Source organism: Hahella ganghwensis DSM 17046 (assembly GCF_000376785.1).
Taxonomy (GTDB): domain Bacteria; phylum Pseudomonadota; class Gammaproteobacteria; order Pseudomonadales; family Oleiphilaceae; genus Hahella; species Hahella ganghwensis.
In genome coordinates this window covers 1-19,775 of record NZ_AQXX01000132.1, presented here as the reverse complement: position 1 = coordinate 19,775, position 19,775 = coordinate 1, and the positions used below count along the sequence as shown (strand labels likewise).

The window sequence follows — 19,775 nt, the reverse complement described above, 5'->3', positions numbered from 1 at the left end:
ACTGCATTTATGATGGATTCTGACTAAGATGAGAACTATCAACGATCTTATCATATCCAGGATGTACTTCATGCCAGATCAGGCAAGCGAACACCCCTCTCTTATTCACTCGTATTCGCCAGAGTCTCAGAACACAGCGTTCAAATGGCGATATCGAAACCTGGTGCTTCTAGTCCTGGTGACCATGATATCCGTCATCACAACTTCGCTCGCCCACGCGCTTCCCAGTAGTAAACAGGTAGAAACTCAACTCGAGCAGGTTGAACAGAATACTCTCTTAACGGAGGACACAAAAAAAACCCTGACTGAGCTGCTCGAAAGTACCAGGGGATTTTTGGACCAGGCGGAAGAGAGTCGACAGGAATCACAAAGATATTCAAAGGCGACTAATACCCAGCCTAACCTGACAAAGGAAATACAGACGCAAATAAAGCGACTGGAGCGTAATCCCGCGAGCATACCCGCCAATACATTGGAAGAACTGTCCTTTGAAACCATCGAGCAGCAGATTCTCAGCGAGGAAGCCAATCAGAACAGCTTGACCTCTGAAGTCAGTGATATAGAGCACAAGCTCACCAACATACAAGATCGCCCCTCTGCTATTCTCCGTACCTTGGGAGAACTCTCATCACGTCAGGATAAAATCGAATCGGCGCTAGCCACCACTCCGGAACCTGACAGTTCTGATCTTGAAAGTCTGTCCCGATACTGGCTGCTGCAGGCGGAAAACAAAGCTTTGACGGAAAAACAAAAGGCGCTGGAGCAGGAGCTTCTCAGCCATCAGTCTCGAGTGGAATATCTGAAAACCAAACTGTCATTACTGGAATTACAGTTAAGGCGTTCCAATCTTAAATCTCAGCAACTACAAAATTCCGCCTCCTCCCGTCGACTCCAAAGTGCCGAACAAACACAGGAGACCGTTGCCAGACAGGAACAGGAACTGAAGGATAAACACCCTGTAGTTCAGAAGCTGGCCTCCCGCAACACGGAGCTCAGCCAGTATATTGCGGATACCAGCCGGGAGCTTAAAGAAGTTCAGACCCGCGCAAATAATGCCAATCAGAGATCTTTGGACCTGGCCGAACAGTTCCGTAGCACTCAACAGAAGATTGAAATAGCAGGCTTAAGCCAAGCGCTGGGGCAGGTTCTTTTAGAAGAGAAGCGAAAGCTTCCCAATACCAACAATCTTCGCACCAGTGGTATAACAAAACGAGATGCAATTGCCGAAGCCGGACTTCATCAGATACAGCATGAAGACGAGCGCCGGGATCTACGCAACATGGAGGATTACATTGAAAAGCTACTCGAAGGTATTCCAGGCGAAATAGATGAATCAGTCAAGACAGAACTGTTTGACCTGGCGGAGCAGAGAAGAGAACTCCTACTACAGGCCATAGAGATCGATCAAAATTACATACGCTCTCTGGGAGAGCTGGACTTTACCCTAAGACAGTTTATTCAAAAGATTGAAAGCTTTAATGAATTTCTGACTGAACGGCTCTTGTGGATAAGAAGCTCCTCTCCCGTAAACCCAGAAATGTTGCGCGCCACGGGAACACAGCTGGCAGAACTGCTGACCTTTAACCAGATACCTGATGCCACTGAAAACCTCATTCGCGCAGCAAGAATCAACCCTTTATCCGGATTTATCATGTTGGGACTATTGGTAATTGGGTTCAAACGCTCCTTTTTCCGGCGTGAACTGGAACGCCTGTCGGAACCCCTTAAGAGGCTCACAACAGATGAGTATCGCTATACCATCAGGGCTTTGATTCTGACGATTGTATACGCTGCTACCTGGCCTCTCATTATCTACGTTATTGGCCGGGCTATCGTTCATACACCCGCGATGTCACCGGTAACCAGTTCCGCGGCACAGGCGATGATATCCCTGTCTCCCATCTTCTTCAGCTTTGCCTTCCTGAGAAGATTCTGTCTTCCTAGCGGGCTGGGTATTCTTCACTTTAAGTGGCCTAAAAACAGTGTAACCAATCTTTACCGGGATCTAGGTAGATATCAGCACTACTTTATTCCGACACTATTTATCAGCTATTTCTGCAACGATTACAGCTTTGATCTGAAGACCGGTGCCTTGCCCCATCTGGCTCTGGTACTGACGATCCTCATGTTCAGCTTTTGCACCTTCAAACTCATCAAAAACCCGAATGGTGCACTTAGAGTGTATGAAAACCGCTCATTTAAGGTTGCGACCCCTCTACTGAAAAGATTACTGGTTCTAATCGCCATAACCCTGCCTGGAATACTGTCTATCGTGGCGCTATCAGGCTATCTCTATACGGCAGGAACACTAAGTCTACATCTGCTGAATTCGATTGTATTGCTTATCAGTCTGTTCCTCGTTCATCAGCTTGTTGTCCGCTGGCTGGTACTGACCCAACGCAAGATTGCCTATCGCAATGCGATTGAGAAACGAAATCTGGCCCGGCAGAAGAAGGCAGAGGAGGGCCACGATACAAGTGAAGGCTCAGAAATCCTAGTTGAAGAACCGACCGTTGACCTGGATGCGCTGAGTAAAGGTAGTCGTGAGTTACTGAATACTGTGCTGGTCTTAATCGGGGCTATGGGACTTTGGCTCATATGGTCAGAAATCCTACCGGCCTTCGGTATCTTGGAAGAGATTTCAGTCTGGGCTTATACCGAGTCCGTTGCAGGTAAAGAACAGCAGGTTCCGGTCACACTGTTCGACATCGGCCTGGCGATCACCGTCGTGGTGCTGACTATTCTGGCCGCGAAAAGAGTACCCGCCTTGCTGGAGTTTATCCTGCTACAACGCATTCAGCTCGCCGCTGGCAGCCTTTACGCAATGCGTACACTCTCTGGCTATATTATCGTGGCAATTGGCATTCTGGCCGCTCTGAGCACGATAGGGGCCAGTTGGTCACAGATACAATGGCTCGCAGCCGCATTGAGTGTCGGGATCGGCTTTGGTTTACAGGAAATTGTCGCCAACTTCATCAGTGGTTTGATCATTCTGTTTGAACGTCCTATCCGAGTAGGCGACGTAGTCACCGTTGGTGATACAGACGGTGTTGTCACCAAGATCAAGATCAGGGCAACGACTATCAGGAACTGGGACCAGAAGGAATTATTGGTTCCCAACAAAGAATTCATCACCAGCCGACTACTCAACTGGACCCTATCAGACCAGACTAACCGGCTGCTCATACCTATCGGTATTGCCTATGGTTCAGACCCTCGACAAGCAATGGAGCTGATAGAGGAATCCGCTCGCAATAACCATAATGTACTGGCAGATCCTGCCCCAATCGTTTCTTTTGAAAGCTTTGGAGACAACGCACTGATTATTTACCTTCGAGCTTATATCAGTGGCTTGGATGTGCGATTGACAACACTGACAGAGCTTCACCTTGATATCTATGAGAAGCTGAACAATGCCGGTATTGTGATCGCCTTCCCACAAAGGGACGTTCATTTGGATACACAATCTCCATTGGAAATCAGGATGGTTAATCCGGAAGGTAACAAACCAGATCCTGCTGTCGATTGATATAAACCTGGGGAGACTATCCCTATCATTGCTATCCTGTCCCACATCTAGCAAGTTTAGATGTGGCTACCATTATTCTTGACGGGAGAAGCACATTCGATGGAACAATACAGGCTTAATAGGATATTTAAGTGGGGAATCTGCGTTTCAGTTATTTTTATACTTTCCTGTGCCAGTACTCCTGTTTATCAGGTAATTCCCAGATCCGTCTCTGCAACTCAAACCTATAGCTATTCGCGCGATATTCAGCCGATATTTGATCGCAAGTGTGTTGCCTGCCACGCCTGTAACGATGCCCCCTGTCAGTTAAAGCTAAGCTCGGGAAATGGCGTTGAAAGGGGAGCTTCAAAAATACCGGTGTATGACGGCGGCAGGTTGGAAGATCTTGCGCCAACACGTTTGAATATGGATGCTCAAACAGAGTCACAGTGGAGGGCCAAAGGTTTCTACTCTGTTATCGCTGCCGACAACTCAAAGGAAGAGGCTTTCTCTCCAGCCCCTTCATTGATGGAGAAAATGCTGACCCTGGGTTATCAACATCCCACGACCTCAAATCAACCTGTGGATAAAGAGATTGAACTGGGCATCAGTCGCGAAAACAGCTGTCCTTCTCCCGGAGAGTTCGATCATTACGCGGCTGACCATCCGAGAGAAGGGATGCCTTTCGCGGTGAGCGGATTAACTGAAAAAGAATACCTGGTAATAAAAACATGGCTGGAAGAGGGTGGTATGGTTGACCAGCCATCTGGAACACCATTAAATGAAAATATTCAGCATCAAATCATTCAATGGGAGGAGTTTTTTAACGCCTCAACTGACCGGCAAAAGCTTTTAGCCAGGTATCTATTTGAACACCTCTATCTTGCCCACCTACTATTTAGGGATTCTGATTCTAAAGAGCGCTTTCGTTTTTTTAAGCTCGTAAGGTCTTTTAGTCCCCCTGGTTACCCGATAGAACCGGTGGCTACTGTGCGACCCAATGGCGATCCAGGCAGATCGTTTTTTTATCGCCTCCAACCGCTTGAAGACAGTATTGTTCACAAAACTCATATCGTTTACGAGATGAATGAGTCCCGGTATCTAAGGTACCAGGAACTCTTTCTGGATACAGATTGGGATGTTTCAGAACTGCCTGGTTATGAGGAACGATACGCTTCTAATCCATTTCTGACTTTTTCTGCCATACCAGCTAAATCACGTTATCAGTTTATGCTGGATGAAGCGGAATACTTTACACGCACCTTTATCAGAGGCCCTGTTTGCCGGGGACAAATAGCCACCGATGTTATTCGGGACCAGTTCTGGGTCATGTTTGAGGATCCGGAATCGGAGCAGTTTGTTAATTCAATCGATTACCAACAATCAGTCACTCCCTTACTTGGTGTTCCCGGTCATCGTTCGGAGCTTGGTGACTTAGGATCGGAATGGTTTGAATACAAGGAGAAGAGAAATCGTTACCTTGAGGAAAGAAAAAAACAGTACAGAAGACGTTATCCACAGGGAGCTGAAATTGAACACATTTGGGATGGCGACACATACAATGCCAATGCATTTCTCACCATATTCAGACATCACGATAGCGCGTCTGTGACAAAAGGTTGGCGTGGAAAGTTTCCTCTAACGCTGTGGCTTATGGATTATCCTCTTTTCGAGCGTACCTACTATGAGCTGGTCGTCGGCTTTAATGTCTTTGGAAGCATTTCACATCAGGCTCAAACCCGACTTTACTTTGACCTGATTCGAAATGGCGGAGAAACCAACTTTCTACGCATGTTGCCACCAGGCCAACGAAAAGCTGTCTACAAAAACTGGTATCAAAACAGCGGTAAGATTAAGACTGCCATTGTCTACCACGAACTTGATGTCAGTTCGCCTACCTCAGTGGACTACAATCAAACAGGAAGTGTGAAAGATCAGTTAGTTCAGAATGTCATTAAAGAGAATCCCCATCTACTTGGTTCCGGTGATTCTCTGAACCGTTGTCATTTGGATATATGTTCCAGGCCAGCAAATAATCAGTCAGTGCATGAAATTGATGATCAATTTAGACGTCTGGCGAATGCTGAGTACACTGAGTTCCCAGGCCTACAATTTCTACCAGAAGTCACTTTTGTTAGAGTGGATACAAATCAGTCCGACTATCTGGTTTATAGCCTTATACGTAATCGGGCTCACTCAAACGTTGCCTTCATGCTGGGCGAGGGACTTCGCTATCAACCTGAAAAAGACAGTATCACCGTATTACCTGAACTCATTGGTAGCTACCCGAATTACAGCTTCAGGGTACCTGCCAGTGATGTGGAAGACTTTGTCAGTCAGTTGATCAATGTAGACAGTAAAGAAGAACGTCGCTTACTGATAGACCAGTGGGGTATACGCATAAGTCACCCTGAGTTCTGGGAAGTTTTCCACAGCTTCAGAGATTATATGGAAAAGCAGTCTCCTGAACAGGCAGGAATCTATGATATGAATCGTTATGAAGGTTGGTAGTTTACTGGCAGTATTTCAGTCGATGACAAACGCTAACATTAAAGATACTTGAATAGGGGAGGGCAGCGTGTATGTGTGAGGTCTATGCAGGTGTGGACACCAATACCTATGGTAAAACTTCGAGGTCACTTCGCTTACATGGGCATGTCACCAGCCTTTCTCTGGAAAACCGCTTCTGGGATATACTCGAACAGATGGCGTCTACAGAAGGCGTCTCAGTTTCCAATTTCATCACAACACTTCATGATGAAGTTGTTCTTCGGTATGGAGAAGCACCCAACTTCACATCACTACTAAGAGTTGCCTGTACGACTTTTCTTATCAATAAGATTAATCATACAGATAGCGTACCATCTTCTAACGATGTAGCTGAGTTGCTTTAATACTTTTCTTAACGAAATTATTTACAGGCAAATAAAATAATGGTGCATCTCTGCACCATTATTTATCCACAGCCGGTTAGCCCAATAGTTTAGCAAACTGTTTCACCCATTCAGCATTTGCAGGCCAGGCAGGTGCTGTTACAAAGTGTCCATCCGTAATCGCTTGATCAACCGGTATATCCTGATAATCTCCGCCAGCCTGGCGAACGTCTGGAGCACAAGCCGGGTAAGCTGAAATCTTTCTTTCCCGAATAACATCGGCTGCAGTCAATAACTGAGCACCATGACATATGGCTGCTATTGGTTTGTTTGCTTCATTAAAGGCTTTGATAATTTCCAGTACGCGTTCATTTAGTCTCAGGTACTCTGGAGCTCTCTCCCACCTGGGATAAGAAGTCCATCATACTGATCCGGAGAGACTTCCGCGAAAGTAGCATTTAATGTAAATCTATGGCCTGGTTTTTCGGTATAGGTTTGATCCCCCTCAAAATCATGTATGGCAGTCGCAATAGTATCTCCCTTGGATTTTTCAGGACAAACAGCATCTACTTCATACCCCATCGCAATAAGTGCCTGAAAAGGCACCATTAATTCGTAATCCTCTACAAAATCACCGGCAATCACGAGAACTTTGGCAGACATTATTCTTTCTCTCCTTGTTGTAAAAAACAAAAAGTGTAATACGATCTATTAAGCTTTCGGTAGTATTCAGATACTACATTCATACTTAGTTGAAATGAGCAGGGAAACATTTAGTTGTTTTTGATCTGAGGACTAGCACAACGCTTTTTAACCGATAGTTTCCTGTATTGAATCAATACCAAAATCCCCAAAAGATAAACGCCAATGACGCAAGTAATAACCTACTATTTAGAACAAACAGACCCGAAGCAAATCAAAGAGAAGCCACCAGTTGAACACTTTAAAGTTATCGAAGCAGAGATAAAGCAGTATCAGTACAACCGTTTCTTTTATCAGTCAGTGGGTGCGGAGTGGGACTGGAAAGACAAGCTTCAATGGTCTGATATCGAATGGAAAGACTATGCCGAGAAAGAGGAACTTCACCTTTACGTAGGTTACTACAAGGGTAGTCCAGCAGGCTATTTTGAACTCGAGAAGCAAGAAGAGGGTAATGTAGAAATTAGTTATTTTGGCCTGATGCCAGCGTTCATTGGTAAAGGATTAGGTGGTTACCTACTCACCAAAGCATTGGTCAATGCCTGGAGTTTTAAGGATACACAAAGAGTTTGGGTTCACACCTGCAGCCTGGATCATCCGGGAGCATTAAGTAATTATCGGGCAAGAGGCATGAGGGTATACCAGGAAGTATCTGAGTAGAAATAAAAAGGCGGCCAAGGGAAGGCCGCCTTTTTTCGTTCGCAGCAAGTAATTAAACGTCGAGGTTCATTACTTGTAGTGCATTGGTCTGGATGAAGTCTCGACGGGGTTCTACTTCGTCTCCCATCAAAGTTGTAAAGATCTGATCAGCTGCAATAGCATCTTCAATCGTCACTTTCATCATCCGACGGCTTTCCGGGTCCATCGTGGTTTCCCATAGCTGTTCTGGGTTCATCTCTCCCAAACCTTTGTATCGTTGAATATTCTGACCACGTTGAGCTTCTTTCATCAACCAGGTCAAAGCCTCATCGAAACTGCGAACTTGGAATTCTTTTTCACCACGTTTTACAAAAGCACCTTCTTCAATTAGCCCTTCCAATTTTTCCGCTACAGTAGCAACGTTCTGATAGGAAGTTGATGTGAAGAATTCCTGATTCAGCGTGTAACGGTAATCTACACCATGCAGAATAAATTCAATCTGCGGCAGGAATAAATTCCGCTCAGTATCTTCAATGACCTTCAGGAGAATACTTTCACCGTTAGGGTTGTCAGAGTGCAAGGTCTCGCCGAGCTCTTTACACCAGCTATCTACTTTAGACTCATCTTTTAGATCATCCTCAACCAAGCGTGATACTTCCAATAACTTATTCAACACGGATCTTGGATAAGCCCTGGACATCCGCTCAATCAAGCTAACAGCCGTACGATAGTCATTTACCAGAGTCTCCAGAGCTGTTCCTGAAATTGGGGGAGCATCTGCATTGGTATAGAGTTCTGTTCCCTCTAAGGCATTCTGGGTTAGATACTGTTGAAGGGCTTTTTCATCCTTGACGTACTGCTCCTGCTTGCCTTTTTTCACTTTATAGAGCGGTGGCATCGCAATAAAGACATAACCATTCTCAATAATTTCGCGCATTTGACGGAAGAAAAAGGTCAGCAGTAGCGTACGAATGTGTGATCCGTCCACATCAGCATCCGTCATGATAATGATGCTATGGTAACGAAGTTTATTGATATCAAACTCTTCGCGCCCAATACCGCAGCCTAACGCAGTGATCAGCGTGCCAACCTCTGCTGAGGAAAGCATCTTATCGAAGCGGGCTTTTTCAACGTTCAGGATTTTACCTTTCAACGGAAGTATCGCCTGGGTTCTACGATCTCGGCCCTGCTTGGCTGATCCACCGGCCGAGTCACCCTCCACTATATATAGTTCGGATAGGGCAGGGTCTTTCTCCTGACAATCTGCGAGTTTTCCTGGCAACCCGGCAATATCCAGTGCGCCCTTACGACGAGTCATCTCACGTGCTTTACGAGCGGCCTCCCGGGCTCTCGCTGCATCGATCATCTTGTTAACGACGTTTTTCGCATCAGTAGGGTTTTCAATTAGAAAGTCGTTAAAAGCAACATTCATCTCTTGCTCTACCGCAGACTTCACTTCGGAAGAGACAAGCTTATCTTTCGTCTGAGAGGAGAATTTGGGATCTGGAACTTTAACAGAAATAATTGCAGTTAAACCTTCCCGAGCATCATCACCAGAGGTATTAACCTTCGTTTTCTTAAGAAGGCTTTCCTTCTCAATATAGTTATTGAGGCTTCGAGTCAGTGATGCACGGAACCCAGCCAAGTGTGTTCCACCATCACGCTGCGGAATGTTATTGGTGAAGCAGAATATATTTTCCTGAAAACTGTCGTTCCACTGCAGAGAGACCTCTACTGTTATACCGTCCTCACGCTCTTTGATGAAATGAAACGGTTTGGCGATAGGATTCTTTGACTGATTGAGATAAGCAACAAAGGCTTCCAGTCCACCTTCATATTCAAAAACTTCGTTCTTTCCGCTTCTTTCGTCTGTCAAATTGATACGCACACCTGAGTTCAGGAAAGCCAGTTCTCTAAGACGCTTAGCGAGGATATCGTAATGAAACTCAATATTGTTGAAAGTAGCCTCTGAAGCCACGAAGTGAACTTCTGTCCCTGTATTATCAGTCTCACCGATAGCGGTTAGAGGAGCCTGTGGCACACCATGATGGTATACCTGCTCGTAAACTTTACCGTTTTTCCTGATTGTTAAACGCAGTTCCTTGGAAAGGGCATTGACTACAGATACCCCAACACCATGTAATCCACCGGATACTTTATAGCTATTATCGTCAAACTTTCCGCCAGCATGCAGCATCGTCATAATAACTTCTGCCGCAGATACTCCCATTTCTTCATGGATATCTACAGGAATACCACGTCCGTCATCGGATACCGAAATTGACTCATCAGGATGGATGGTGACTTTAACTTCTTTACAGTGACCAGCCAGCGCTTCATCAATGGAGTTATCCACAATCTCAAACACCATGTGGTGCAAGCCGGTACCATCGTCAGTATCACCTATATACATGCCGGGACGCTTTCTAACGGCATCCAGACCTTTTAGGACCTTAATACTAGACGAATCGTAATTTCCGGAATCTGACATATAGTTCTCCTACCCATCATTCCCCTGGGTTTAGCGGGGTAACACGGCCATGTTCCACGTGAAACATTTTGGCGTAGTATCTTTCGTTCAACCTTTGGTTCAAACTTAACATTTGTTCGGTGTCTACCATGGTGCAAAACACCTGGGCACCTTTCTCAAGGAGCGTTTTCAATAATTGGTACTGATTTTCCTGATCCAGTTCAGCACCTAAATCATCCACCAATACTGTACAATCTAGCTGCCTTTTTTCTCTAAGCAGCTGTAGTTGAGCCAGTAATAAATGGGTGATTAAAACCTTTTGTTGCCCCCTGGATAATACTTCCCTTGCAGCTATCCCGTGTGCAGTAAACTTTAGATCTGCTTTATGAGGTCCCACTGAAGTAAAACCTCGTCTTTTATCTAAATCAAGCGATCTTTCAAGTTGATCTTCCAAAGATAAATTCCCGGACCACCCTCGATCATATTTGATCGTAACCTGATCGGAAATATCCTGATTGAATACACCTCCTTCCAGAAGATTATTCTTCAATCTGTCGATCAACTCTCTGTAAAACTGATTTCTGAAGACATCAATTTTCTCCGACGCTTCAATAAACTGACTTGTCCAGGGAGCCAACTCCGAGCCGGAGATTGTACCATTTTTCAGCAATTTATTCCTTTGTAATAATAATTTCCTCCACCTTTGCCAAACGAATTTATATGAGGGTTCCACGTGGAACACCCCCCAATCCAAAAATCGTCTGCGACCGGAAGGTCTTCCATTTAACAAATCAAAAGTGAGGGGAGTAATTAACAGCAATGGAAATATCTCTGCCAATTCAGAAAGACCTCGTGCAGGCTCTCCATTAATCTTGACTAGAGTCTTCTTATTGCTCTTCTGACGACTAACACCAATTTTCTGATGGCCAGTAAGTTTCGCAAAACAAATAAACTGATCTTTTGAATAATGGATAACATGGTCGAGATCATGACTCCTAAAAGAAGAGCCTCGACCAGCCAAATACAATCCCTCGATTAGACTGGTCTTGCCACTACCATTATCACCCTGGATAAATACTATTCGTGAATCTGCTTCTAAATCGACATCTTCAAGATTTCTGATCCCGGAAAGAGAAATCCTTTCTACTGTCATAAACTGTGAGTGATCTTAATTAGTAGCGGTTGCAAGCCTGAGATAAACATTTCAACGGACACTGCTATCAATAACATCCCCATCAAACGCTCAATCGCAATTAGGCCTCGTTTTCTCAGTATTTTATACAAGCCTGTTGAACACATCAGAACCAACGCCGTTAAGCTCCATGATGCGACAACAACAATCACCCAATCCACCATTCTGTCGGGCTCTCGGGTTGATATAAGAATCAATGTAGCCAACGCTGAGGGGCCAGCCACAAAGGGTATAGCAAGAGGTACAATAAATGGTTCACCGTCTGGCAGATCCTCCAACCAGTCACGCTTGGCCGGGAATATCATTCTTATAGCAATCACAAACAGTACTATGGCCCCTGCCATTCCTACCGCTTCCTGACTCAAGCTGAAAACTTTTAGTAAATAACTGCCACCAAACAAAAAACCAAGCAGTATCACCAAAGCTCTTAGCAGCTCACGCAACAGAACCTTAAACCGCCTGGATTTTTCAACTTTATCCAAAACACTTAAAAATATAGGAATATTTCCTAAAGGATCCATTACCACTAACAACAATATTATCGCTGAGGATATTTCCATAGCAGTCTCTTGATATCCGCCAAATTTCTATATTTTCAGTTTAGCAATAAAAAAACCCAACAACGCTCACACATTGTCAGGTTTTTTCTTATCTTCAATTTCTATCTACTGAAGCAGGCCCAGTCTTTCATCCATAAACATATCCAATTCAGGAGCCAGGATATGGACATAGCGATCAAAATATAAGAATTGTTTTAACAGGAGAGCAAACTCTCTTGGAAAGTGTAAGCCGTGCTGCTCACCAATCCTAACCAAGTCCATAAGAATATTATTAATATCATCATCCTCTGGAGACTGATCATAATAGATCGAGGTGTCGGGCACCATTGCGTCCATTTTCTTATAAACGTTCGCAATATCTCGCGCCAACGCATCAATATCTACCTGAACCTTGGTCACACCTATTCTCGCCATGGCGTCTGCCATGCCGTGAAAATTCCCCATCATTATAGAGGTAATAAAATCAGACACTGCTTGCCAAGTACCGGCGCCAATCCGTCCGACTATTCCAAAATCTATAAAACCGATTCGTCCATCTTCAAGAACCATGAGGTTTCCTGCGTGAACATCAGCATGAAAAAACTCACATTGGGTTAACGATGCAAACCATGTATTCATTGCTGATATCAAGGTTTTTTCAGGATCAGAACAGTACTCTCGTATCGTTTCTAAATCTGTCAGCGGCACGCCATGGAAACGCTCCATGGTCAGAACTCTCATGGAACTGGCACTCTCATATACTTTCGGTACGACTGCCATTTCGTTTTCAGTTCGAACAAGAAACTCCTGAAATTCTTTAAGATTCCTGGCTTCCTGATAAAAGTCACATTCCTCCATCATCGTCCGCTGAATTTCTTCAACAATTCCGGAGAGGGAGGTCCAAGATAATTTCGGAGCCAGATACTCTATAACCCGAGCTGTTACATAGAGAAAATTAAGATCCGTCAGAAGAATATTACGAACACCAGGTTTCTGCACCTTGATGACGACTTCTTCACCAGTTACAAGCCTTGCGGCATGTACCTGAGCAATTGAGGCTGAAGCTAGCGGATTCGTATCGATAAACGAAAAGATATCGCCTAATGGTTGCTTCAACTCATCCTTAATGATTTTTTCTATCTGAGAGTAGGGCAGTGGTTTTGTCTTATCGAGACAGAGTTGAAATTCATCAACATATTCCTTTGGAAAAAAGGTTGGCGAGGACGCGATAAACTGTCCTAGTTTTATATATGTTGCCCCCAGTTCCTCGAAAGTTTGCCTAAGCAACTTTGGCGGTGGCAGTTTATCTCCCAACACCCAGCCAGCACCGGCTTTTGTCACAACTGCTGCGGTTTGACCAATTCTGAACGCACTTTTTATAGCTATCGCTAATTTACTCATTTGCTAACCTGCGTCTTAATTCCGTTACACTATCAAACCCCTTCCTACCTTGGATAAGCCGAAAAAATTCCGGCAACCTGTCTTATTATTAGACAGGCACCAACATTTCAAAAATAACATTGGAACCTGTTGAAACTTCAGGTAATTCTACAGCCTCATTGGCATGACAACATACAATGCGTCACTGGTTTCCATACCTTCAACCAAAGCACTACTATTCGCATTGGACAAGGTCATTTTGATCAAATTATCATCAAGCACATTTAGAACATCAATCAGATAACCGACATTAAAACCTATCTGCATAGGCTCGAAATCATAATCGACTTCAAGACTGTCTTCAGCTTCTTCCTGGTCAGGGTTATTGGCAAAAACCTTTAACTCCCCCGGCTCAAACTGAAGACGAACTCCCCTGATACTTTCATGGGAAAGGATACTGGCTCTTTGCAAAACGCCCTTCAATAACTGCCTGTCAGCAATCATTGTCTTATCCCCACCACGTGGTATAACCCTTTGATAATCCGGGAATTTTCCGTCTATTAGCTTTGAGGTAAAGGTATAATGACCCACCACGGCACGCACATGGTTGTCACCAAATATCACAGTACAGGTTTCCTCTGTATCTGATAACAATCTGGCTAATTCCAGCACCCCTTTACGAGGAACAATTGGCTGCCTCTTATCTTCCACTGAAGTCTTTGTAGCGATACCAGCCATTGCCAGCCTGTGACCATCTGTCGAAACAGCTTTTAAACCATCATTGCTAAGCTCCATGAGCATGCCGTTCAAATAATAACGTACATCCTGCTGGGCCATTGCAAATGCCGTGGCATCAATCATTCGCTTGAGTTCTTTTTGCGGTAACTCAAGTTTAATACTACCAGCTTCTTCCTCTACATTAGGAAAATGATCAGCGGGTAATGTGGATAAAACAAAGTGGCTCTTTCCAAAATGGACATTCAGTCTGGAATCTTTCACTTCTACGTCAATATTAGCTTGATCTGGTAGGGATCTGCAGATATCTGTAAACTTCTTGGCAGGTACAGTAATTCTTCCCGGCTGCTGTATATTCACTTCCGCAATCTGAGCGACCAACTCCACTTCCATATTGGTTCCAGTAACAGTCAGCTTATCCTCACTCGCATCAAGTAAAACGTTAGCAAGTACAGGCATGGTCTGTCTTTTTTCAACCACACCTGAAATCATTTGCAAGGATGTTATGAGCGCCTCTCGCGTAATAGTGAATTTCATGGATTATCCTGTTTGTATCCTGCTTTAGTTACCGGCTTATAACATCTGTATGTTAGCGATGTTAAACCCGTGATGCGACTATGATTTTTCCGATAAATGAGGGAACGATATATTCCCGGAAACCTATTGCCAACTATCCCGTTAACATTCTCATAAAGTTCTGATAATCCTCCCGGATCATCGGATCTTTTTCCTGCAATTCCAGTACGACTTTGCAAGCGTGAAGCACTGTTGTATGGTCACGACCGCCAAAGGCCTCACCAATTTCAGGCAGACTATGGGTTGTCAATTCTTTCGCCAGAGCCATTGCCACCTGTCTTGGACGGGTAATAGAACGTGTACGCCGTTTTGATAATAGATCAGCCACTCTTATCTTATAGTACTCAGCCACCGTCCTTTGAATATTATCGATACTAACCTGCTTTTCATGCAGAGCCAGAAGGTCTTTCAGACATTCCCTGATAAAAGGTGGCGTAATTTCCTGGGCTGTGAAATGAGCATTGGCAATAACCAGCTTCAAAGCTCCTTCAAGTTCACGAACGTTGGAACGAATTTTCTGAGCTATAAAGAATGCTGACTCACTACTAAGCATTACATTTGCCTGCTCAGCTTTCTTCATCAGAATCGCCACTCGGGTTTCAAGCTCAGGAGGCTCAACCATCACAGTCAATCCCCAGCCAAAACGAGACTTCAAACGCTCTTCCATGTGATCAATTTCCTTTGGATATCGATCACACGTCAGAATCATCTGCTGTCCACCTTCCAATAACGCATTGAATGTGTGGAAAAACTCTTCCTGAGAACGCTCTTTTCTGGCGAAAAACTGAATATCATCGATCAGTAATGCATCCACCGACCTGTAGTAACGCTTGAACTCATTAATTGCATTTAGTTGCAGCGCCTTTACCATGTCAGCGACAAAACGTTCTGAATGCAGATATACAATTTTTGCATTCGGATTCTTTCTCAGAATTGAGTTCCCCACCGCATGCATTAAGTGGGTTTTCCCCAATCCCACACCACCATATAGAAATAGTGGGTTATAGGCAGAGCCCGGATTATCCGCAACCTGAGTCGCGGCAGCTCTTGCCAATTGGTTTGATTTGCCCTCAACAAAAGTATCAAAAGTGAAGTTAAGATTAAGGGAACTCTCATGTTTTATAGCTCCGTCCACTGATACTTGACGATCAGGTGACTTCGCCTCTACAGAATGTTCGGTATCCTTCCTATTTTTTGCATCATTACCATTATTAGCAGGCCTACTTACTGCCGAACCACCACCATTTGCCTTCTTTTGACTTAAACTTCCAATTTTCAAAGACACTCTTGGTGGTTGTGAATGAGAAATCTCCTGCAGTATTTCACTAATACGGCTGACATACTTTTCATTCACCCAATCCAAAACAAAGCGATTAGGTGCGTAGAGAAGAATTTCCTCTTCAGATGCTCTTGCCTGTAATGGTCGTAACCAGGTATTGAACTGTTGCGAAGGAAGCTCATCCTCCAGATACCCAAGGCACTGATGCCACAGTTCTAAAGCCACGCCAAAACCTCCAGCTTACTGATATCGTTATTTATGAATTTTGCTTTTTAATCTGTCTATCACACGCAACACTCCTCCGAGTGGATACGCCGCTACCTGCCCCCAATTCAGACATCATGTTTATTGAAAACTTCCCTGGCGGATCGCCAAATGACAAAAATCAGAGTGACAAATACCCCTGCAGTGAAATTCACCGCATAAAAATATGTATTCATTATTTTTGGCACCGCCTTGTCCCCCAAAATGACAAAACGCGCCTTGGTGCTTGGACAGGTAAAGAGGGATTCTAGCGGGAAGTTTCACCTAATGCCACCACCAAAATCATGCTTATTAGATGCCTTGTGGATAACTTTACCTTTAAAAATCAAAAATATACTGACTTGTCAACAGCCTTGTTAACAAAAAATCGAGGAAAAAAAATTTAGAACCATTGCTTATAAGGGAAAACCTTTTGATATCCATGTGGATAACCTGAGCAAATCCCTGTGGATGAAAACGGCTGTGGACAAGTGACCAGTTTTTCCAACGGTATTACCCAGGCTATCCCAGTGTTTCCAACGTGATATCCATATAATTATTAATCTCCCAGATTGTTGTTTTTCATAAATAAAATCGATTTATCCACAGAAAAGGGCTTCCTTAACAATGCACTAAATCAACAATCTTTCTTTAAAAATTCATATTTATATTTAATTTAGCGTGTGGACAAAATTTTCGAGAAAGGGCTATAAAAATCTTTTCAGGAATTCCGATTGCTATTTGTTCTTAAATTCCATAAAATTCGCGTCCCTATTTTTGAATAGTCCATTTTAACGTTATCTAGCTGTGAGAGTAGGACATGAAACGTACATTCCAACCAAGCGTCCTTAAGCGTAAACGCACTCATGGTTTCCGTGCACGTATGGCCACTGCAAATGGTCGTAAAGTACTGGCAGCCCGTCGTGCGAAAGGTCGTAAGCGTCTTTCCGCTTAATTGATCATTCGTTGAATTTTTTCAACGCTTAGATGTCGACTTACGAATTTCCCCGGTCGCTTCGATTACTGAGGCCAGGGGACTTTCGTAATGTTTTTGAGCAAGCCGAGTATAAGGCAGGGCATCCTGCATTATTGCTATTGGCTCGTTCTAACCAGTGCAATCATGCGAGATTGGGTTTAGTAATTGCTAAGCGCAATATCAAATTTGCAACTGGTCGAAACCGAGTTAAGCGAATAATTCGTGAACAGTTTCGTTTAAAACAGTATCAATTACCGGCTATCGACATAGTGGTAATTGCCCGTCGCCCTCTGGCAGACATTGACAATGCTGAACTTCATCAGTGTATGGTTAAATTATTGGCGAAACTGAGTCGACAATATGAAAAAAACCCACCTGATCGATCTAGTTCGTCAACTGCCTAAAAAGGCACTTCTTTTAATCGTCCAATGTTATCGGTATGCCATCAGTCCCATGATGGGCAACCATTGTCGATTCTATCCCTCATGTTCCCATTACACCTTCGAGGCAATATCTCGTTATGGAGCAATAAAAGGGAGTTATCTTGGGGTGCGACGTCTGTTAAGATGCCACCCTTGGTCAACAGGCGGTATCGATCCCGTACCCGAGTGTTCTCATTCCAGACACCGCCATTCATCCTTACATGAATCTTAGTTTGTGATTTTATGGACTATATAAGAACACCTCTTATTATTGGCTTACTTGTTGTCTCGTATCTGTTGGTACTTGAGTGGAACAAAGACTTCTCGTCTGATCAGGGTCCTGCTGTTACTCAAACTGCCCCTGGGTTTGATGAAACCAGCTCTTCAAGCGTTCCTTCTGATCACAGTACAACTGGAGAGCTTGCTACTCCAGAGTCAATGAGCTCAGAGCAAAATGTGGAAGTAAGTGCCTCCTCACGTTCTTCGAGTACAGGCGGAGAAGTCACTGTTTTGACTGACGTCCTGGCTGCGAAAATCGATCTTACCGGTGGTAATCTTACTTACTCAGCGTTAAAGGACTATCCGGTTTCACTTAATAACCCTGCCCCACTGGAAATCTTTCAGAAGAACTCAGAACGCTATTTTGTTGCTGAAAGTGGTTTAATTGGACGCGATGGATTTGATGCTTCCAAAAATGGTCCTCTACCGGTTTATCAGTCTTCGCAAAATCATTACAAGCTTTCAGAAGACAATAACGAACTGACTGTAGATTTGAACTATACCCGTGATGGTGTGAATGTAACTAAACGATATGTTTTTAGCCGCGGAAATTATGAAATCAAGGTCTACTATCTGGTTAACAACGACTCGGTAGATCCATGGCGAGCGAACTTTTCTGCGAAGTTGGTAAGAGATAATTCCCCTGATCCCACAAAAGCTGCTGGGATGGGCGCTGTTTCTTATCTTGGTGCTGTCGTTTCTACCACTGAAACTCCTTATGAAAAAGTCGATTTTGACGATATGGACGAGGGGTCAGTTCAGGTCGAAGACAACAGTGGTTGGGTAGCTTTTGTACAACATTATTTCGTTAGTGCCTGGATTCCTCGTAATGAGGAAACTCATACCTATCAGACCCGTGTAAGAAATGGTCTTTACTTGATGGGATATGTAGACCCTGAGGTAACAGTTGCTCCGGGAACAACGGAAACCTTTGAAGCCAGTTTATATGTGGGTCCGAAGATTCTTGAATCCCTGCAATCTATCGCACCAAATTTGGATTTGACCATCGATTTTGGTTGGTTATGGTTAATCGCCAAGCCACTGTTTTTGGTATTGGATTATATCCACGACTATGTGGGTAACTGGGGGATTGCAATTATCCTCCTGACAGTTTTGATTAAGGCAATATTCTTCCATTTGTCTGCAGCAAGTTATCGTTCCATGGCAAATATGCGTCGTGTAACCCCGGAACTGCAGAGAATCCGCGAGCAATATTCTGACGATCGCCAGAAAATGTCTCAGGCTATGATGGAGCTGTATAAGAAAGAGAAAATCAACCCATTGGGCGGATGTCTTCCTATTCTTGTTCAGATGCCTGTGTTTATTGCCCTCTACTGGGTATTGCTGGAATCTGTTGAATTACGCCAGGCTCCATTCTTTTTCTGGATTCAAGACCTGTCCATTATGGACCCATACTTCATACTGCCATTGTTGATGGGGGCAACCATGTTCCTCCAAATGCACCTGAATCCGACCCCACCGGATCCTATTCAGGCAAGAGTTATGAAGATGATGCCAATTGTTTTCACCGTATTTTTCCTTTGGTTCCCGGCTGGTCTGGTTCTTTATTGGCTGGTGAACAACTGTCTGTCTATTGCACAGCAGTGGGTTATTACTCGAAAAATTGAAAAGGATGGCCTTAAAGCCAAATAGGTAATAAAGCCAGATAAAAAGCCCGTGATTGACGCAATGCTGTTCACTTAAGAGGAGCAGCATTGCGATCTACTGGATATCGGGTCTTTGATATCTTAACCGTCCGAGGTGTCGTAGGCCTCGGACGCCTCTCCAAAAACAGACTACTAATTCCCGATCTTAACTCTGACAAGCGCCGACCTGTTCCAGATATCGGATTGGAAGCCGCCATCACAATTAACTGAACAGCAATATAATCACACACTGGTTTGAAGCGAATGTCAGACGGGGCTCGATCAAAGCTTACCGCCGCAATCGATGCTTCTCGCCTTA

At 44.1% G+C, this 19,775-nt stretch carries 14 protein-coding genes and 2 pseudogenes; 8 read left to right on the top strand and 8 right to left on the bottom strand.

What is annotated here, in order from left to right; genetic code table 11:
* The first annotated feature begins 70 nt into the window (after positions 1-70).
* The 3 genes from F566_RS0121825 (at position 71) to F566_RS0121815 (ending at position 6,402) form a co-directional block, all read left to right on the top strand.
* Positions 71-3,529, top strand: a complete 3,459-nt coding sequence (locus F566_RS0121825) for a mechanosensitive ion channel domain-containing protein (RefSeq protein WP_020409164.1) — start codon at positions 71-73, stop codon at positions 3,527-3,529.
* 99 nt (positions 3,530-3,628) lie between these two features.
* Positions 3,629-6,019, top strand: a complete 2,391-nt coding sequence (locus F566_RS0121820) for a fatty acid cis/trans isomerase (RefSeq protein ID WP_020409163.1) — start codon at positions 3,629-3,631, stop codon at positions 6,017-6,019.
* 71 nt (positions 6,020-6,090) lie between these two features.
* On the top strand, positions 6,091-6,402 hold the full coding sequence (locus tag F566_RS0121815) for a ribbon-helix-helix domain-containing protein (RefSeq protein ID WP_020409162.1): 312 nt from the start codon (positions 6,091-6,093) through the stop codon (positions 6,400-6,402).
* A gap of 76 nt (positions 6,403-6,478) precedes the next feature.
* On the opposite strand, the pseudogene F566_RS34965 reads toward F566_RS0121815, so the two are convergent.
* A pseudogene (locus F566_RS34965) lies at positions 6,479-7,044 on the bottom strand (DJ-1/PfpI family protein).
* 204 nt (positions 7,045-7,248) lie between these two features.
* Here F566_RS34965 and F566_RS0121805 point away from each other — a divergent pair.
* The gene (locus F566_RS0121805; RefSeq protein ID WP_020409160.1) at positions 7,249-7,740 is read left to right on the top strand and encodes a GNAT family N-acetyltransferase; all 492 of its coding nucleotides are present in this window, start codon (positions 7,249-7,251) and stop codon (positions 7,738-7,740) included.
* Positions 7,741-7,792: 52 nt separating this feature from the next.
* Here F566_RS0121805 and gyrB read toward each other — a convergent pair whose 3' ends face one another.
* From gyrB to dnaA, 6 genes are all read right to left on the bottom strand, one after another.
* Positions 7,793-10,210: a DNA topoisomerase (ATP-hydrolyzing) subunit B gene (gyrB, locus tag F566_RS0121800; RefSeq protein ID WP_020409159.1), complete on the bottom strand. Its 2,418-nt coding sequence runs from the start codon at positions 10,208-10,210 to the stop codon at positions 7,793-7,795.
* A gap of 16 nt (positions 10,211-10,226) precedes the next feature.
* A complete protein-coding gene (recF, locus tag F566_RS0121795) occupies positions 10,227-11,342 on the bottom strand; it encodes a DNA replication/repair protein RecF (protein ID WP_020409158.1) in 1,116 nt (371 codons plus the stop codon).
* On the bottom strand, positions 11,339-11,941 hold the full coding sequence (locus tag F566_RS0121790; RefSeq protein ID WP_020409157.1) for a MarC family protein: 603 nt from the start codon (positions 11,939-11,941) through the stop codon (positions 11,339-11,341). The genes recF and F566_RS0121790 overlap by 4 nt, the downstream gene beginning before the upstream one ends.
* Before the next feature lie 105 nt (positions 11,942-12,046).
* Positions 12,047-13,321 (bottom strand): ABC1 kinase family protein, encoded by a 1,275-nt coding sequence (locus tag F566_RS0121785; RefSeq protein WP_020409156.1) that lies wholly within the window; start codon positions 13,319-13,321, stop codon positions 12,047-12,049.
* Positions 13,322-13,468: 147 nt separating this feature from the next.
* Positions 13,469-14,572 carry a DNA polymerase III subunit beta gene (gene dnaN / locus F566_RS0121780; RefSeq protein WP_020409155.1) on the bottom strand — a complete coding sequence of 368 codons (1,104 nt, stop codon included), beginning with the start codon at positions 14,570-14,572 and terminating at the stop codon, positions 13,469-13,471.
* Positions 14,573-14,705: 133 nt separating this feature from the next.
* Positions 14,706-16,115, bottom strand: a complete 1,410-nt coding sequence (dnaA, locus tag F566_RS0121775) for a chromosomal replication initiator protein DnaA (RefSeq protein ID WP_020409154.1) — start codon at positions 16,113-16,115, stop codon at positions 14,706-14,708.
* Between the two features lie 838 nt (positions 16,116-16,953).
* Between dnaA and rpmH the strand changes: the two genes are divergently transcribed.
* From rpmH to yidC, 4 genes are read left to right on the top strand one after another with little or no spacing between them, the layout of a single operon-like run.
* Positions 16,954-17,088 (top strand): 50S ribosomal protein L34, encoded by a 135-nt coding sequence (gene rpmH / locus F566_RS36435; RefSeq protein WP_083921155.1) that lies wholly within the window; start codon positions 16,954-16,956, stop codon positions 17,086-17,088.
* A gap of 32 nt (positions 17,089-17,120) precedes the next feature.
* Positions 17,121-17,513 carry a ribonuclease P protein component gene (rnpA, locus tag F566_RS36430; RefSeq protein ID WP_083921154.1) on the top strand — a complete coding sequence of 131 codons (393 nt, stop codon included), beginning with the start codon at positions 17,121-17,123 and terminating at the stop codon, positions 17,511-17,513.
* The gene (gene yidD / locus F566_RS36425) at positions 17,470-17,763 is read left to right on the top strand and encodes a membrane protein insertion efficiency factor YidD (protein ID WP_083921153.1); all 294 of its coding nucleotides are present in this window, start codon (positions 17,470-17,472) and stop codon (positions 17,761-17,763) included. Before rnpA ends, yidD begins: the two co-directional genes overlap by 44 nt.
* Before the next feature lie 11 nt (positions 17,764-17,774).
* A complete protein-coding gene (yidC, locus tag F566_RS0121765; RefSeq protein WP_020409152.1) occupies positions 17,775-19,463 on the top strand; it encodes a membrane protein insertase YidC in 1,689 nt (562 codons plus the stop codon).
* Between the two features lie 43 nt (positions 19,464-19,506).
* Here yidC and F566_RS36420 read toward each other — a convergent pair.
* Positions 19,507-19,775 (bottom strand): annotated as a pseudogene (locus F566_RS36420) (IS4 family transposase); the annotation flags it as partial.

Coding starts and splice junctions, on each gene's coding strand:
- F566_RS0121825 (WP_020409164.1), top strand. CDS start 71: ATGCCAGATCAGGCAAGCGAACACCCCTCTCTTATTCACTCGTATTCG.
- F566_RS0121820 (WP_020409163.1), top strand. CDS start 3,629: ATGGAACAATACAGGCTTAATAGGATATTTAAGTGGGGAATCTGCGTT.
- F566_RS0121815 (WP_020409162.1), top strand. CDS start 6,091: ATGTGTGAGGTCTATGCAGGTGTGGACACCAATACCTATGGTAAAACT.
- F566_RS0121805 (WP_020409160.1), top strand. CDS start 7,249: ATGACGCAAGTAATAACCTACTATTTAGAACAAACAGACCCGAAGCAA.
- gyrB (WP_020409159.1), bottom strand. CDS start 10,210: ATGTCAGATTCCGGAAATTACGATTCGTCTAGTATTAAGGTCCTAAAA.
- recF (WP_020409158.1), bottom strand. CDS start 11,342: ATGACAGTAGAAAGGATTTCTCTTTCCGGGATCAGAAATCTTGAAGAT.
- F566_RS0121790 (WP_020409157.1), bottom strand. CDS start 11,941: ATGGAAATATCCTCAGCGATAATATTGTTGTTAGTGGTAATGGATCCT.
- F566_RS0121785 (WP_020409156.1), bottom strand. CDS start 13,321: ATGAGTAAATTAGCGATAGCTATAAAAAGTGCGTTCAGAATTGGTCAA.
- dnaN (WP_020409155.1), bottom strand. CDS start 14,572: ATGAAATTCACTATTACGCGAGAGGCGCTCATAACATCCTTGCAAATG.
- rpmH (WP_083921155.1), top strand. CDS start 16,954: ATGAAACGTACATTCCAACCAAGCGTCCTTAAGCGTAAACGCACTCAT.
- rnpA (WP_083921154.1), top strand. CDS start 17,121: ATGTCGACTTACGAATTTCCCCGGTCGCTTCGATTACTGAGGCCAGGG.
- yidD (WP_083921153.1), top strand. CDS start 17,470: ATGAAAAAAACCCACCTGATCGATCTAGTTCGTCAACTGCCTAAAAAG.
- yidC (WP_020409152.1), top strand. CDS start 17,775: ATGGACTATATAAGAACACCTCTTATTATTGGCTTACTTGTTGTCTCG.